Below are 16,846 nucleotides of genomic sequence, written 5' to 3'. Positions count from 1 at the left end.
GAAGGGCGCGCGTAATCCGACGACATTGTTGGCCCGGCCGGTGGTGATGTCGGCTTACGCTGCGCTAAGCCGACCTACGCCGACCTACGCCGACCTACGTCGGCCAACCAACCGTTGCCAGCTTACTTTGCCATGGCATCCAACGCCAGATTCAATTCCAGCACATTCACGCGCGGTTCGCCGAAAAAGCCGATATACGCGGTTTTCTGCACTTTGGCGATGGCGTTTTCCACTTGCGCCAGCGGCACGGCGCGCACGCGGGCCACGCGCGGCGCCTGGTACAGGGCGCCCGCCAGGCTGATTTCCGGGTCCAGGCCACTGCTCGACGCCGTCACCAGGTCGACGGGGATCGGCTTGCGGTTGCCGGGATCGGCTGCCTGCAGGGCGGCGATGCGTGCCTTGACGGCGTCCACCAGGGCGGGATTCGTCGGCCCCTGGTTCGAGCCGCCCGAACCGGCGCCGTTATTGGCCATCGGCGCGGTGGCCGACGGCCGGCCCCAGAAATACTTGGGCGATGTGAAGGACTGGCCGATCAGCGTCGAGCCGACGGGCTTGCCACCGCGCTCGACGATGCTGCCGTTGACTTCATCGTTGAAGGCCAGCTGGCCGATGCCGGCCGTGGCAAACGGATAGACGACGCCGCAGATCACGGTCAGCGCGGCAAACAGGACCAGGGCGGGACGGACGATAGTGCTCATGATGGTTCCTTTAGACTAAATTGAGTGCGGACAGCAGCATGTCGATCAGCTTGATCCCGATGAACGGCAGGACGATGCCGCCCAGGCCATAGATCAGCAGATTGCGGCGCAACAGGCTGGCCGCGCCGATGGCCCGGTATTGCACGCCCTTCAACGCCAGCGGAATCAGCACGACGATGATCAGGGCATTGAAGATCACGGCCGACATGATGGCCGAGGCGGGGCTGGCCAGGTGCATGATGTCGAGCGCCTTCAACTGCGGATAGGTGCCCACGAAGGCGGCCGGGATGATGGCGAAGTACTTGGCGATATCGTTCGAGATCGAGAACGTCGTCAGCGACCCGCGCGTCATCAGCATCTGCTTGCCGATTTCAACGATTTCCAGCAGCTTGGTGGGGTTCGAATCGAGGTCGACCATATTGCCCGCCTCCTTCGCCGCCTGCGTGCCCGAGTTCATGGCCACGGCCACGTCGGCCTGGGCCAGCGCCGGTGCATCGTTGGTGCCGTCGCCCGTCATCGCCACCAGGCGGCCTTCGGCCTGGTAGCTGCGGATCAGTTTCAGCTTGTCTTCCGGCGTCGCTTCGGCGAGGAAATCGTCCACGCCCGCTTCGGCGGCAATCGCGGCCGCCGTCAGCTTGTTGTCACCCGTGATCATGACGGTCTTGATGCCCATGCGGCGCAGTTCCGCGAAGCGCTCCTTGATGCCGCCCTTGACGATATCCTTCAGTTCCACGGCGCCCATGACGCGGCCGTCGTCCACCACCACCAGCGGCGTGCTGCCGCGGCGCGCGATGTCATCGACGGCGCGTCCCACCTCCGCCGGATACGGCTGGCCCAGCGCTTCCACATACTTTTTCATGGAATCGGCCGCGCCCTTGCGCAACTGGCGCACCTGCTGCTCGCCCGGGATATCCACGCCGCTCATGCGCGTCTGCGCCGTGAACGGCACGAAGGTGGCGTGCAGGCTGGCCATCTCGCGTTCGCGGATATTGAATTTCTGCTTGGCCAGCACGACGATGCTGCGCCCTTCCGGCGTTTCATCGGCCAGCGAGGCCAGCTGCGCCGCGTCGGCCAGCTGCTGCTCCGTCACGCCGGGCGCCGGCACGAAGCTCGATGCCTGGCGGTTGCCCAAGGTGATGGTGCCCGTCTTATCGAGCAGCAGCACGTCGACGTCGCCGGCCGCTTCCACGGCGCGGCCCGAGGTGGCGATCACATTGGCCTGCATCATGCGGCTCATGCCGGCCACGCCGATGGCCGACAGCAAGCCGCCGATGGTGGTCGGAATCAAACACACGAGCAGCGCGATCAGCACGGTGATCGTCACCGGCGTGCCAGTGCCGGCCGCCGCCACGGAAAACAGCGAATACGGCAGCAAGGTCACGGTGACGATCAGGAACACGATCGACAGGGCCACCAATAAAATCGTCAGGGCGATCTCGTTCGGCGTCTTCTGGCGCTTGGCGCCTTCGACCATGGCGATCATGCGGTCGATGAAGGCTTCGCCCGGGTTGACGGAAACGCGCACCAGCAGCCAGTCCGACAGCACGCGGGTGCCGCCCGTGACGGCGGAAAAGTCGCCGCCAGATTCGCGGATGACGGGCGCCGATTCGCCCGTGATGGCGCTTTCGTCGACGGAGGCCACGCCGGCCGTCACTTCGCCGTCGGCGGGAATCACGTCGCCCGCCTCGACCAGCACCGTCATGCCCTTGCGCAGGTCGGTCGCCGGCGTGGGCAGCCAGGAGGTGCCGTATTTCGGCGTCTGCATTTTCTTCGCCATCACCGTCTGCTTGAGGGCGCGCAGCGAGGCCGCCTGGGCCTTGCTGCGGCCTTCGGCCAGCGCTTCGGCGAAGTTCGCGAACAGCACGGTAAACCACAGCCACACGGCGACGGCGACGATGAAGCCGAACGGCGCTTCACCCTGGCCGTTCAGGGCCTGGATGGCCAGCAGGGTCGTGATGATGCTGCCGACATAGACGACGAACATCACGGGGCTGCGCCACTGCGTGCGGGGGTCGAGTTTTTTGAACGCATCGACGATGGCGGGGCCAATCAGTGCGGAATCGAACAAAGTCAGGCTTGTGCGTGACATGGTAGCCTCTTATTTGATGAAAAGTTGCAGGTGTTCGACGATCGGGCCCAGGGCCAGCGCGGGAACGTAATTCAATACACCAACCAGCACGACGACGCCGATCAGCAGGCCGATGAACATGGGGCCGTGCGTGGGCATGGTGCCCGCGTTGGCCGACAGGCGCTGCTTGGCCGCCAGCGAACCGGCCACCGCCAGCACGGGCACGATCACGCCGAAGCGGCCGAACCACATGGCGATCGCCAGCATCACGTTGTAAAACGGCGTGTTGGCGGACAGGCCGGCAAACGCGCTGCCGTTGTTATTGGCCGCCGACGTGAAGGCGTACAGGATCTCGGAGAAACCGTGGGCGCCCGGATTGGCCACGCCGATCTTGCCCGGTTCGACCATCACGGCGATCGCCGTGCCCGTCAATACGAGGGCGGGCGTGATCAGGATGGCCAGCGACACCATCTTCATTTCATACGCCTGGATTTTCTTGCCCAGGTATTCAGGCGTGCGGCCTATCATCAGGCCGGCGATGAAGACGGCCAGGATGGCGAACATCAGCATGCCGTACAGGCCCGTGCCCACGCCGCCGAAGATCACTTCGCCGAACTGCATCAGCAGCAGCGGCACCATGCCGCCCAGGGGCATGTAGGAGTCGTGCATGGAATTGACGGCGCCGCACGATGCGGCCGTCGTCACCGCCGCGAACAGGGTCGAGGAGCTGATGCCGAAGCGCGTTTCCTTGCCTTCCATATTGCCGCCCGATTGCAGGCTGCTGGCCTGCTGGTCCACGCCCAGCGCCTGCAAGGCAGGATTGGCCTGCTGCTCGGCGCTCATCACGCCCGCCGTCAAGACGACAAAGATCAGGGTCATGGCGGCCAGCACGGCCCAGCCCTGGCGCATGTCGCCCACCATGCGGCCGAAGGTGAAGCACAGGCCGGCGGGAATGATGAAGATGGCCAGCATCTGCAGGAAGTTCGACAGCACGGTGGGGTTTTCGTACGGGTGCGAGGAATTGGCATTGAAGAAGCCGCCGCCATTCGTGCCCAGCAGCTTGATCGACTCCTGCGACGCGACGGGACCCATGGCGATCGTCTGCGTCGTCGCCACTTGCGCTTCCATCACGGGTTTGCCGGCGGCGTCCAGCACGGGCTGGCCGTCTGCCGTCACCTTCGGCGTTTCATACGCCACGTGGTCGAGCAGGGTCACTTCCTTGTAGGCGGAAAAATTCTGGATCATGCCTTCGCCCATGAAGACGACGGACAGGGCCAGGGACAGCGGCAGCAGGATGTACAGGGTCGAGCGCACCAGGTCGACCCAGAAATTGCCGATCGATTTTCCCGAGCGCGAGGCGAAGCCGCGCACCAGCGCGAAGATCACGGCGATGCCGGTGGCCGCCGAAAAGAAATTCTGGCACGCCATGCCCAGCATCTGCGTCAGATAGCTCATGGTCTGTTCGCCGCCGTAGCCCTGCCAGTTGGTATTGGCGACGAAGCTGACGGTGGTATTGAACGAGGAATCGGGGCTGACGGCGCCCAGGCCCTGGGGATTCAAGGGCAGGAAACCCTGCAGGCGCTGCAGGCCGTAGACGAAGACGGCGCCCACGGTATTGAAGACGATCAGGGCGATGGCATAGCTTTTCCAGCCCATGGCCTTGTCGGCGGGAAGGCCGGACCAGCGGTACAGCAGGTTTTCCAGCTTTTGCAGCCAGCCCAGGCCGCGCACGGGGCCATCGCCGGCCACCCTGGCCATGTACAGGCCCAGCGGATAGCCGGCGGCCAGCAGCACGGCCAGGAAGGCCACCAATAACAGTATCGATTGCGTCGTCATCACAGTTCCTCCGCCTTCAGCAGCGCCACCAGCAAATACACGAGCAGGCCGGCCGAGACGACGGCGCCCAGCACATAAAACGCGTTCATTTGACGCTCCCTAATTTGTCGCAGGCGACGGCAAAGCCGGCCGCCAGGACGAAAAACACGGCAATCAAGCCGAGATATACGAGATCCATTCCCACCCTCATTCAGGTTTGTTTTGATAGTGAGCAGATTAGCCAAAAGGGTCTAAAAAATTCGTAAAGACTGGGAAGGCAGCTGTAAACAAGATGTAAAAAAGGCGGCTTTACCGCATAAAATCCATCACAATTGGCGCAAAACCACGCGCGCGGCGCACCGTTGTTGCCCTGGAGTAGCGCTATTGCTCGCCGGACAAGATAGAATGCGCGAGCGTCCGCACAAGGACGCCAAGCCTGCCGCACTGCCCTCCCCCAGTGACGCTGGACGGGATATACTGTATATTCATACAGTTATCGCCGCCGCTGTCATTGCGCCCCGCAGTGCCCTGGCGTGGCGTTCCAACCACTGTCTTTACTTAGCTTGAACACGTATGGCCACTAAAAAACCAGCATCCGACTACAGCGAATCATCCATCCGTGTCCTGAAAGGACTGGAACCCGTCAAGCAGCGCCCGGGGATGTACACCCGCACTGAAAATCCGCTGCACATCATTCAGGAAGTGATCGACAATGCCTCCGACGAGGCGCTGGGCGGTCATTGCACGCATATCGCCGTGACGCAAAACACGGATGGCAGCATCACCGTCGAAGACAATGGCCGCGGCATTCCCGTCGGCCTGCACCCGGAAGAAGGCGTGCCGACGGTGGAAATCGTGTTTACACGGCTGCACGCGGGCGGAAAGTTCGACAAGGGTTCGGGCGGCGCCTACGCGTTCTCGGGCGGCTTGCACGGCGTCGGCGTATCCGTCACCAATGCGCTGTCGACGCGCCTGGAAATCACCGTCTGGCGCAAGGAAAGCGACGGCAACGGCTTGCACCACATGGTGTTTGCCAACGGCGACGTGATCGAGCCCCTGAGTTCCCGCCCCGCCCCGCGCGACGGCAAGAAGTCGGGCACGCGCGTCACCGCCTGGCCCGATGCAAAATACTTTGATTCGCCGAACATCTCGCAAACGGAGCTGCAACGCCTGCTGCGCTCGAAAGCCGTGCTGCTGCCGGGCGTGACCGTCACGCTGACCAACGCGAAGACGGGCGATACGCAGACCTGGCAGTACGCGGAAGGCTTGCGCGGCTACCTGACCGAAACGCTGGCGCAGGTATCGAATGGCGAAACCCTGATTCCCCTGTTCGAAGGCGCGCAATACGCTGGCCCGGACTCGGAAGGCTTTGCCGAAGGCGAAGGCGCGGCGTGGGTGGTGGCGTGGACGGAAGAAGGCGCCATCGTGCGCGAATCGTATGTCAACCTGATTCCCACCTCGAATGGCGGCACGCACGAATCGGGCTTGCGCGACGGCCTGTTCGGCGCCGTGAAAAACTTCGTCGAGATGCACTCGCTGCTGCCCAAAGGCGTGAAACTGCTGCCGGAAGACGTGTTCGCGCGCGCATCGTTCGTGCTGTCGGCCAAGGTGCTGGACCCGCAATTCCAGGGCCAGATCAAGGAACGCCTCAATTCGCGCGACGCCGTGCGCCTCGTGTCGACCTTCACCAAGCCGCCGCTGGAACTGTGGCTGAACCAGCACGTCGACTATGGCAAGAAGCTGGCCGAGCTCGTGATCAAGCAGGCGCAGTCGCGCCAGCGTTCGCTGCAAAAAGTGGAAAAGAAAAAATCCTCGGGCGTGGCCGTGTTGCCCGGCAAGCTGACCGACTGCGAATCGTCGGACATCGCGCGCAATGAACTGTTCCTCGTCGAGGGCGACTCGGCGGGCGGTTCGGCCAAGATGGGCCGCGACAAGGAATTCCAGGCGATCCTGCCCCTGCGCGGCAAGGTCCTGAACTCGTGGGAAACGGACCGCGACCGCCTGTTCGCCAATAACGAGATCCATGACATTGCAGTGGCCATCGGCGTCGATCCGCACAGCGTGGGCGACTCGCCCGACCTGTCGGGCCTGCGCTACGGCAAGATCTGCATCCTGTCCGATGCGGACGTGGACGGCTCGCACATCCAGGTACTGCTGCTGACCCTGTTCTTCAAGCACTTCCCGGTCCTGATCAACAAGGGCCACATCTGCATCGCCCGTCCGCCTTTGTACCGCGTGGACGCGCCGGCGCGCGGCAAGAAGCCGATGCAGAAAATCTATGCGCTCGACGACGGCGAGCTGCTCGCCATCGAGGACAAGCTGCGCAAGGAAGGCGTGAAACAGGGCGCCTGGTCGATCTCGCGCTTCAAGGGCCTGGGCGAGATGAACGCCGAGCAGCTGTGGGAAACGACGATGAATCCGGACACGCGCCGTTTGCTGCCCGTGACGCTCGGTGAAATCGACCACATGGCCTCGGCCTCGCGCTTCAATATGTTGATGGGCAAGGGCGAAGCGGCAGGACGCCGCGCCTGGATCGAGGAACACGGCAATGAGGCGGAGGCGGATATCTGATGATCATCGGTATCGACCTGGGCACCACCAACAGCCTGGTCGCCATCTGGCGCGACGGCAAGGCTTCCATCATCCCGAATGCGCTCGGTGAACACCTGACGCCGTCGTGCGTGAGCATCGATGACGACGGCACCGTGCTGGTGGGCCGCGCCGCGCGCGAACGGCTGCAGACGCACCCGCAGCTGACGGCGGCCGTCTTCAAGCGCTACATGGGCAGCGAAAAGAAGATCACCCTCGGCACGCAGCAATTCCGCCCGGAAGAACTGTCGTCGATGGTGCTGCGCGCGCTGAAGGAAGATGCCGAAGCCTTTTTGGGACACAAGGTCGAGGAAGCCATCATCACCGTGCCCGCGTATTTCAGCGATGCGCAGCGCAAGGCCACGCGCATCGCCGGCCAGCTGGCGGGCCTGCGCGTGGAGCGCCTGCTCAACGAGCCGACGGCCGCCGCGCTGGCCTATGGCATCCGCGACAAGGATCAGGAAAGCAAATTCCTCGTCTTCGACCTGGGCGGCGGCACGTTCGACGTGTCGATCCTGGAACTGTTCGAAGGCGTGATGGAAGTGCGCGCCTCGGCCGGCGACAATTTTTTGGGCGGCGAAGACTTCGTCACCGTGCTGGTCGACGCTTTCATGGAAGGCAGCGGCCTGCGTGACGCCGTCGGCAGCCGCCTGCTCGACCCGCGCCAGCAGCAGCTGCTGCGCGACGAAGCCGAGCGCGTCAAGCGATTGCTGTCGGACCAGCCGTCCGTGCGCATGGCCACGCGCTACCAGGACAGGGAATTCAGCTGGGAGATCGGCGAAGACAAGCTGGCGCAGCTGTGCGAGCCGCTGCTGGCCCGCCTGCGCCTGCCCGTGGAACGGGCGCTGCGCGACGCTACCATCCGCGCCGCGGAATTGAATGAAGTGGTGCTGGCCGGCGGCGCCACGCGCATGCCGCTGGTGCGTAAACTCGTCTCGCGCATGTTCGGCCGCTTCCCCGCCATCCACCTGGACCCGGACGAAGCCGTGGCGCTGGGCGCCGCCGTGCAGGCGGGCCTGAAGATGCGCGACGCGGCCCTCGACGAAGTGGTCATGACGGACGTGGCGCCGTATTCGCTGGGCATTTCGATTTCGCGCCAGGTCGGCGCGAACCAGTATGAGGGCGGCCATTACCTGCCCATCATCGAGCGCAACTCCGTGGTGCCCGTCTCGCGCACGGAAAACATCACCACCATCCACGACAACCAGAAGGAAATCAACGTGGCGATCTTCCAGGGCGAGTCGCGCCTGGTGGCCGACAACGTCTTCCTGGGCAAGATCAGCTTCCCGATCCCCGCGAAAAAGGCGGGCGAGATCGGCATCGACGTGCGCTTCACCTACGACGTCAGCGGCGTGCTGGAAGCGGAAGTGACGGTGCTGGCCACGCAGGAAAAGCACAAGATGATCATCAGCGACAACGCGGGCGTGATGACGCCGGAACAGATCGAGCAGCGCTTTGCGGAACTGGCCGACCTGAAGATCCACCCGCGCGAGCAGATGGAAAACCGCACCCTCGTCACGCGCGCCGACCGGCTGTACGAACAGTCGCTGGGCGACGTGCGCCAGTACCTGGCGGCGCACACGGCCAATTTCCAGGCCGCGCTGGAAACGCAGGATCCGGCCACCATCCGCAAGGCGCGCCAGGCGCTCGACGAGGTGTTGCGCCAGGTCGAGAGCGAGAGCTTCCTGTAAATGGACGGCGGCATGCACAACGGCCAGCGCAGCCTGTGGGAGATCCTGGGCACGGAGCCGACCGGCGACGAGCGTGCCCTCAAGCGCGCGTATGCGAAGCGCCTGAAGGTGACGCGTCCCGAAGACGATCCTGCCGCCTTCCAGGAGCTGCGCAACGCGTATGAATACGCGCTGCGCCATGCGCACCTGTGTGCTGGTGATCTGCCGGAAACGCAAGCGGCCGAAGCGGCAGTGGAGGAAGCGCCAGAAGCGCCGCCCATGGAGCCGGACGACCTGTGGGGCGTCATCGACGAACCCGCGCAGCAAGCGCACGCGGAACTGTGGGGCGTCATCGCCCAGGACCAGGCACCGCCGCCGGAACTATGGGGCGTGGTCGCCATCGATCCGGCGCAGGAAGCGGCCAATCTGTGGCAAGGCTGCCTGGCATGGATGCGGCATGCGGATGCGGGCGACGCGCTGGCCCGCATGCTGCAGGACGACGCCATGCTGAACCTCGATGTGCGCGAGGAATTCGACCTGTGCGCGCTGCGCTATTGCGCCAGCGCCGGCTATGACCTGGCGCTGCGCCAGGCCCTGTTCGAGCAGCTGGGCTGGGAGCACGACTTTTCCTACCTGGCGCGCAGCCATGCGGACCTGGTGCGCGCCGCCGTGCAGCGCTACCGGGCCGACCGCTCGTTCGCCCATTTCAGCGACAACCGCGACAGCTACCCCGGCCTGGACTGCATCATGTCGCAGCAGCCGCCAAGCGCCTACGCGCGCCAGCTGTTCGATGAAAAATTCACGCAGCAGCTGCGCGAGCTGCTGCACGCGATACGCTGGCAGCACGGCGAGATGCTGGCCTACAAGCTCGATACGGACCTGTTCGAGCAGTGGGAACACGCCGTCCATGGCAAACGCTACTTCAAGCAGACGACGCTCGCGTCGGGCGGCCTGGGCTTCGTGCTGCACTTCATGCTTGCGGGCGTGCTCGATGCGGCCGGCTTCAAGCTCGGCGACACGGCCGCCTATGCCAGCCTGCTCGGTTTCCAGGCGCTGGCCTTTACTCTGCTGGCCATGCATGCCTTGCGCTGGCCGGCGCCCCTGTTCGCGCGACTCGACTCGCTGCAGGAAGCGCTGCAGGACCGCCTGCCCGTGCTGTGGCAGCGGCCCGGCTTGCGGCAACTGGGCTGGATCGTGCCCTACCTCGTACTGGCGCTGATGCTGTTCCTGCCCGAACGCAGCGACACTATGCGCCTCGTCACCGCGGGCGGCTTGTGCGCGTCGGCCCTGCTCGCGTATGCGATGAACCGCCAGCTGCTGCATGGCATGCTGCTGCTCCTGGTCCTGGGCATGTCGCTGTTCGCCGCCATGTTCATGAGCGGCAAGGGCCAGTCTGCGCTGGCCATCGGCGACGCCATGCCGATGATGTTTTGTCTGGCGGCGCTGGCCCTGCGCAGCGCCACCGGCCTGTATGGCGATTGCGGCTGGCCGGAGGCGCTCTTGCCCCGCCTGCGCGCGGCATGGCTGATCGGCTGTGCGGGCTTGCTGTTGCAACTGTATTTGCAACAGCTGCCGGCCGCCCTCATCGGCGCCGCGCTGTATGCCTGGTCGTGCGCCGGCCTGCTGTTTTCCCCCACCGATTTCAAATGGAAGACGATCTGGCCGGTGGTGCTGGTGCCGTCCCTCGCCAGCTTCGTGCTAGCCGGCCACGCCCCGGCCATCCGCGCCATGCCGATGATGCACAACAGCGTCGAGCTGGCCCTGGCCGTGCTGTATCTGACCTTGCGCTATATGTATCTGACGTACGGCAAGTCCTTTTCCAAATCCCGGCTGTCATAATCAGCCCCACGAATTCAACCGCAACCACTTAACACCGAAACAAGCGCCATGTCCACACAAACCAATTTATTTGACGATGCCCAGCCTGAGCCGATCGAGCCGGATGAACCGGTATTCGACGGCGAAGCGCTGACCCTGTCCACCTTTGCCGAGCGCGCCTATCTCGATTACGCCATCTCCGTCGTCAAGGGCCGCGCCCTGCCCGACGTGTGCGACGGCCAGAAACCCGTGCAGCGCCGCATCCTGTATGCGATGAATGAGCTGGGCTTGAATGCCACGGCCAAGCCGCGCAAATCGGCGGCCGTGGTCGGCGACGTGCTGGGTAAATTGCATCCGCACGGCGACCAGTCCGTGTACGACGCGCTGGTGCGCATGGCGCAGGATTTCTCCTTGCGCTACCCGCTGATCGATGGCCAGGGCAACTTCGGCTCGCGCGATGGCGACGGCGCGGCGGCCATGCGTTACACGGAAGCGCGTCTGACGCCGATCGCCAAGCTGCTGATGGATGAAATCGGCATGGGCACGGTGGATTTCCAGCCCAACTACGACGGTTCGACGGAAGAACCGAAGCTGCTGCCGGCCCGTCTGCCGATGGTGCTGCTCAATGGCGCCTCCGGCATCGCCGTGGGCCTGGCGACGGAAATCCCGTCGCACAACCTGGCCGAAGTGGCGAAAGCGGCCGTCGCCATGATCCGCGATCCGAAGATGACGCACGCCGAGCTGATGGCCATCATTCCCGGCCCCGACTTCCCCGGCGGCGGCCAGATCATCACGCCGCCATCGCAGATCGCCGACATGTACGCGAGCGGCCGTGGCAGCATGAAGGTGCGCGCGCGCTGGAAGATCGAGGAACTGGCGCGCGGCCAGTGGCAAGCCGTCGTGACGGAACTGCCGCCGGGCACCTCGTCGCAAAAGGTGCTGGAAGAAATCGAGGAGCTGACGAATCCGAAGATCAAGCTGGGCAAGAAGGCGCTGTCACCGGACCAGGTGGCCCTGAAGGCGCTGATCCTCAATTCGCTCGACACCATCCGCGACGAATCGGGCCGCGCCGCGCCCGTGCGCCTCGTGTTCGAGCCGAAGTCGAAGAACCAGGACCAGACGGAATTCATGCTGATGCTGCTGGCGCATACGTCGCTGGAATCGTCGACCTCGATCAACCTGGTGATGATAGGCGGCGATGGCCGTCCGCGCCAGAAAGGCCTGGGCGACATCCTGCGCGAGTGGATCGACTTCCGTTTCGAGACCGTCACGCGCCGCACCGGCTACAAGCTGGGCAAGGTCAAGGACCGCATCCATATCCTGGAAGGGCGCGAAGCGATCCTGCTCAATATCGACAAGGTGATCCAGATCATCCGCAATTCCGATGAACCGAAGGCGGCCCTGATCGAGGCGTTCAAGCTGTCCGAGCGCCAGGCCGATGACATCCTGGAAATCCGCTTGCGCCAGCTGGCGCGCCTGGAAACGATCAAGATCCAGCAGGAACTGGCCGAACTGCGCAAGGAAGAAAAATCGCTGCAGGATCTGCTCGACAACCCGGGCTCGATGAAGCGCGCCATCATCCGCGAGATCGAAGCGGACGCCAAGCAGTTCGGCGACGCGCGCCGCACCCTGATCGAGGAAGCGCAGAAAGCCGTGGCCGAACAGAAGGTGGTCGATGAGCCGGTCACCGTCATCATTTCGGAAAAAGGCTGGGTGCGCGCGCGTACCGGCATCGGCCACGATGCGGCGCAGTTCACGTTCAAGGCGGGCGACAGCCTGCATGGCGCCTTCGAGTGCCGCACGGTCGACACCCTGCTGGGCTTTGGCAACAACGGCAAGATTTACTCGGTGCCCGTCGCGGCGCTGCCCAACGCGCGCGGCGACGGCGTGCCGATCACGACCTTGTGCGACCTGAGCGGCGGCACGCCGGGCAACGCCGTGCGCATCCTGCACTACTTTGCGGGCAATGGCGCCACCAATTTGCTGCTGGCGTCGAGCGCCGGTTACGGCTTCATCGCCAAGGCGGGCGACATGACGAGCCGCTTGAAAGGCGGCAAGGCCTTCATCACCCTGGACGATGGCGACGTGCCTTTGGCGCCGAAAGTCATCCCCGAGGCGGCCAGCGCCCTGGCCTGTTTAACGGAAGGCGCGCGCCTGCTGGTGTTCGGCCTCGATGAAATGAAAACCCTGTCCAAGGGCGGCACGGGCGTCAAGCTGATCGACCTCGATGCCAAGGACAAGCTGCTGGCCGTGCAGCCGATCACGCAGCGCGGCGTGGTGGTCTCGGGCATCGGCCGGGCCTCGAAACCGCAGGATGCGTCGCTGGGCGCCACAGCCCTGGCTGAGCATTTCGGCAAGCGCGCCAAGAAGGGCAAGGCGCTAGCGGCCAAGCTGAAACCGGTATCGATGGCAGCCATCGGCTGAGCGCCATCGCGCCACACGAAAAGACAGGTTCGCCTGTCTTTTTTTTCGCCCATCGCCGCGTAGGCGCAGCAGGCAAAAATAATCTTATAAATACTCCCCGCGTTCCCGTTATCCCTGCAGGCATGCCACCGGCATGCCGCCCACGGACAGGAGAGCAGGGATGACACACAACGTTTCAGGCAGGCCGCCATGCAGCGCCTGACGCCGGCAGAACGGCTGGTGGCGGCCATGGCGGCCGAAGGCTTGCCGTATAAAAGCATCGCCAGGGAACTGGGCAAGTCGCCGGCCACCGTGCGCAACCAGCTGCATGCGATTTACCAGAAGCTGGGCGTGGGCAACCGCACGGCGCTCGCGCACAAGCTGCGCGGTCAGCCTTAACGCCGCGCCAGGCGCAACACGTCGGGCGTCGCTTCGACGATGTCGATCACGTCCTGCCCCCCGCCAGCATCACTGAGCGCATAGCGGCCCATGCCCAGGGGCACCAGCCGGGTAACGGGGCCGGCGCGGGGACGGTCGTCGGGGCCGGGCGCCATCGACGTCAATGTCGCCTCCCCTTGCGCCATGGCGCCGGCGGGCGCGCCAAACTCCAGCACCTTGCGCCCCTTGCGGCTGGGAGGAAAGGCGAAGGAGGCCGTGGGCCGGTACACCTCGATACCGTCGGCATCCTCCTCGAAGGAATGCGTCCAGCTGCCGCTGGGCAGTGCCGTTGTCATGCCGTGCATGCCGCCTCCTGTTTAACGCATTGATGTCAGAAACACGATACCACGCCGCCCAGGCTTTCATAGCCGCTCACGGAAGGCGACCAGGCCGTGCCGTTCCAGGCCTTGTGGAACAGGGCGCCATTCGTGCCCGTGACAAACACGTCGAGGCGGTTCGGCGCCCAGGCCGTGGCGCGCGGACGCGAGGTGCACACGCCGCCCAGGCTTTCAAAGCCCGTCAGCGACGGCGTCCAGGCGCTGCCGTTCCACGCCTTGTGGTACAGGGCGCTATCGGTGCCGATGACGAACAGGTCGAGCCGGTTGGGCGCCCACGACACGGCTTCCACCTCGCCCACGCAGATGCCGCCCAGCCGTTCGAAGCCGTCGTTGGACGGCCCCCATTTCGCGCCGTCCCACCACTTGTGGTACAGGGCGCCATCGGTGCCCGTAACAAAGACGTCGAGCCGGTTCGGCCCCCACGCCACCGCCTTCGGCGACGAGGTGCAAATGCCGCCCAGGCGCTCGTAGCCCGTCAGCGACGGTCCCCAGGCCGTGCCGTTCCACCACTTGTGGTACAGGGCCCGGTCCGTGCCGATGACGAAGACGTCGAGGCGGTTCGGCCCCCACGCCACGGCTTCCGGCTGGCCCAGACAGATGCCGCCCATGGCTTCGTACCCGGTCAGCGACGGCCCCCAGGCGGCCCCGTTCCACCACTTGTGATACAGGCCGCGGTCCGTGCCGACGACAAACACGTCGAGGCGGTTCGGCCCCCACGCCACGGCGCGCGGGTCGCCCACGCACAGCCCGCCCATCGCTTCATAACCGCTCAGGGACGGAACCCAGGCCGTGCCGTTCCACCACTTGTGGAACAAGCCGCTGTCGGTGCCCGTGACGAACACGTCGAGCCGGTTCGGCGCCCACGACACCACCTGCGGGGCACTGGTACAGATGCCGCCCTGCCCTTCATAGCCGGTGACGGACGGCGCCCAGGCCGTGCCGTTCCAGGCCTTGTGGTACAGCGCGCGGTCCGTGCCCAGTACGAAGACGTCGAGGCGGTTCGCGCCCCAGGCCACGACGGGGGAAGAACTCTGGCGCGGCGTGGCGCCCGTGCCGCCCGTCCCCGTGCCGATGCTGGCGCGCGGACCATCGAGGCAGGCCTGCATGCGCGCCACCTGGCCCGCCGTGAACATGAACATGGCGGGATCGTCGACGTAATCCATGTAGTTCATGAACATGTCGCCATTCGGCCCGTTGCTGCAGGAAATGTGCGGGAACGAAGGCTGGCCCGTGTTCGGTCCGCCCTGGTTCGGCGTGTCGGCCACGTTGTCCGTGCCCGAGCAGCCGGTGCCGTCGTCGCCCCAGATATGGTTCAGGTTCAGCCAGTGGCCGATTTCGTGCGTGGCCGTGCGCCCCAGGTGGAAGGGCGGCGCGGCCGTGCCCGTCGTGCCGAAGGCCGATTGCAGGATCACCACGCCGTCGGTGGCGGCCGGGCCGCCGGGAAACTGCGCGTAGCCGAGCAAGCCGCCGCCCAGCTGGCAGACCCAGATATTGAGGTAGGTGTCGGCCGGCCAGGCATTCATGCCGCCCGTCGCCTGCGATTTGACGGCATCGTCGGCGCCAAATGAGGCCACGGTCGTCTGGCGCCGCTCGATGCCGCTGGTGGCCGCGCCGTTCGGATCGATCGTGGCCAGAGCGAACTCCACGCGCGCATCGGCCGTCAGCGGCAGGAACGGCGCCGGCGTGCTGTTGACATCGGGATTGACGCGCCGGAAATCACGGTTCAGCACGTCGATCTGGCTGGCGATCTGCGCATCCGAAATATTCTGCGCGGCCGTATTCCACACCACGTGCACGACCACCGGTATCTGCGTCACGCCGGAACGTGCGGCAATGCTGCCGTCACCCTCGTAGAGACCGGCCAGGTTTTCAATATCGGCGCGCACGCTCGCATACGATGGATCTTCCGTCAGCAGGCGGCGATGCACGTCCATCGTGGCGCAGGTGCGCACCTGCGGCGTACCGCCGCCCTGGCCGCCGCCGTCGCCGCCCATGCCGCCTCCACCGCCCCCGCCATCGCCGTCGCGGTCGCGGTCGCCCCCCATGCCGCCGCCATCGCCCACGTGCATGCAACTGGCGCCGGCCATGCCCTGCGATGCCTGCTGCATGCCGCCGCCCGGCATGCTCCCCGCGCTGGCAGCTGCGGCATGGGTGGCGGCCTGGTCTGCGTACGACATGCCCAGGCGCGGCCCCGGCATGGCGTCGGCACCCGCCGCATCAATGCCGGCATGCACGTCGCCCTCGACCGGCATGGACTGCATGGACTGCATCGCCGGCGCGCCTTCCGCCGAACCGGTGGCCGGTGATTTTTTCGTTTTAGCGGTGCTCATGATGTCTCCTTCGTCTGTTGGCCAATTCACTATGGCACGGCGAAAAGAGGAGCATTTGTGCCAGATCAAGACTGGCAAGCGGTGCCCGAAAAAAGTGGCAGACGAAAAAAAAGACAGCCGAAGCTGTCTTTTTGGCTTGCGGGCCGTGGCCCGCAAACGGGGAATTACTTGGCGGCGGCGGCCTTGACTTCAGCGTCGGCTTTGGCCTTGGCTTCTTCGGTCTTGGTGGCGGCGAGGGCTTTGTCGGCATTCGCTTCCACTTTTTCCTTGGCGACCTTGGCGTTCGCTTTTACGGCAGCCTTGGTGGCTTTCGCATCGGCCTTGGCATCGGTTTTGTCTGCCTTGGCTTCCGCTTTCAGCTTGTCTTCCGCATCGGCGTTGACGACTTTGTCATGGGCCTTGGCTTTGGTCTTGTTCGCCTTGTGATGGGCGTCAGCTTTCTTTTCGTCAGCCTTCATTTCGGCCTTGGCGACATTGGCGTCAGCCTTGGCATCGACCTTGGCTTCCGAAGCGGCAGCCTTGTTGACGTCTTTTTGCGCGGAAGCCTGGGCTTTCACGACAGCTTCCGTGGCCGGCGCGGTTTGAGCGAAGGCGGCGGTAGCAAACAGGGTGGCGATCAGGGCGGCGAGTAATTTGTTCATGATGAGACCTTTCAATATGGTTTAATTTTATTCTTACT

At 64.7% G+C, this 16,846-nt stretch carries 12 protein-coding genes; 5 read left to right on the top strand and 7 right to left on the bottom strand.

What is annotated here, in order from left to right:
* Positions 1-122: 122 nt before the first annotated feature.
* From kdpC to kdpF, 4 genes are read right to left on the bottom strand one after another with little or no spacing between them, the layout of a single operon-like run.
* Positions 123-698, bottom strand: coding sequence for a potassium-transporting ATPase subunit KdpC (gene kdpC, locus ACQ4WQ_RS27285; RefSeq protein WP_436501347.1), 576 nt, complete (start codon positions 696-698; stop codon positions 123-125).
* Positions 699-708: 10 nt separating this feature from the next.
* Positions 709-2,787: a potassium-transporting ATPase subunit KdpB gene (gene kdpB / locus ACQ4WQ_RS27280; RefSeq protein ID WP_058048269.1), complete on the bottom strand. Its 2,079-nt coding sequence runs from the start codon at positions 2,785-2,787 to the stop codon at positions 709-711.
* Positions 2,788-2,796: 9 nt separating this feature from the next.
* Entirely contained in the window at positions 2,797-4,602 is a 1,806-nt protein-coding gene (kdpA, locus tag ACQ4WQ_RS27275; protein ID WP_326457347.1) for a potassium-transporting ATPase subunit KdpA, read from the bottom strand.
* Positions 4,602-4,691 (bottom strand): K(+)-transporting ATPase subunit F, encoded by a 90-nt coding sequence (kdpF, locus tag ACQ4WQ_RS27270; RefSeq protein ID WP_034746483.1) that lies wholly within the window; start codon positions 4,689-4,691, stop codon positions 4,602-4,604. The genes kdpA and kdpF overlap by 1 nt, the downstream gene beginning before the upstream one ends.
* Positions 4,692-5,154: 463 nt before the next feature.
* Between kdpF and ACQ4WQ_RS27265 the strand changes: the two genes are divergently transcribed.
* From ACQ4WQ_RS27265 to ACQ4WQ_RS27245, 5 genes are all read left to right on the top strand, one after another.
* Positions 5,155-7,152, top strand: coding sequence for a DNA topoisomerase IV subunit B (locus ACQ4WQ_RS27265; protein WP_326457346.1), 1,998 nt, complete (start codon positions 5,155-5,157; stop codon positions 7,150-7,152).
* Positions 7,152-8,861, top strand: coding sequence for a molecular chaperone HscC (locus tag ACQ4WQ_RS27260; RefSeq protein ID WP_436501344.1), 1,710 nt, complete (start codon positions 7,152-7,154; stop codon positions 8,859-8,861). The genes ACQ4WQ_RS27265 and ACQ4WQ_RS27260 overlap by 1 nt, the downstream gene beginning before the upstream one ends.
* Positions 8,862-8,873: 12 nt before the next feature.
* A complete protein-coding gene (locus tag ACQ4WQ_RS27255) occupies positions 8,874-10,679 on the top strand; it encodes a hypothetical protein (protein ID WP_436501342.1) in 1,806 nt (601 codons plus the stop codon).
* A 48-nt stretch (positions 10,680-10,727) separates the two neighbouring features.
* Entirely contained in the window at positions 10,728-13,082 is a 2,355-nt protein-coding gene (gene parC, locus ACQ4WQ_RS27250) for a DNA topoisomerase IV subunit A (protein WP_436501340.1), read from the top strand.
* A gap of 189 nt (positions 13,083-13,271) precedes the next feature.
* Positions 13,272-13,460: a helix-turn-helix domain-containing protein gene (locus ACQ4WQ_RS27245; protein ID WP_035822224.1), complete on the top strand. Its 189-nt coding sequence runs from the start codon at positions 13,272-13,274 to the stop codon at positions 13,458-13,460.
* Here the strand turns inward: ACQ4WQ_RS27245 and ACQ4WQ_RS27240 are convergent.
* The 3 genes from ACQ4WQ_RS27240 to ACQ4WQ_RS27230 all read right to left on the bottom strand — a co-directional run bounded on the left by ACQ4WQ_RS27240 (position 13,457) and on the right by ACQ4WQ_RS27230 (position 16,808).
* Positions 13,457-13,804, bottom strand: a complete 348-nt coding sequence (locus ACQ4WQ_RS27240) for a hypothetical protein (RefSeq protein WP_436501338.1) — start codon at positions 13,802-13,804, stop codon at positions 13,457-13,459. The two genes, ACQ4WQ_RS27245 and ACQ4WQ_RS27240, sit on opposite strands and share 4 nt — an antisense overlap.
* Before the next feature lie 26 nt (positions 13,805-13,830).
* A complete protein-coding gene (locus tag ACQ4WQ_RS27235; RefSeq protein ID WP_436501336.1) occupies positions 13,831-16,167 on the bottom strand; it encodes a DUF8189 domain-containing protein in 2,337 nt (778 codons plus the stop codon).
* A gap of 164 nt (positions 16,168-16,331) precedes the next feature.
* Positions 16,332-16,808, bottom strand: a complete 477-nt coding sequence (locus ACQ4WQ_RS27230; RefSeq protein ID WP_070224288.1) for a hypothetical protein — start codon at positions 16,806-16,808, stop codon at positions 16,332-16,334.
* Positions 16,809-16,846 lie beyond the last annotated feature (38 nt).

The organism is Janthinobacterium goodfellowi, from assembly GCF_051380695.1.
Lineage (GTDB): Bacteria > Pseudomonadota > Gammaproteobacteria > Burkholderiales > Burkholderiaceae_D > Janthinobacterium.
This window is presented reverse-complemented; position numbering and strand designations above follow the sequence as displayed.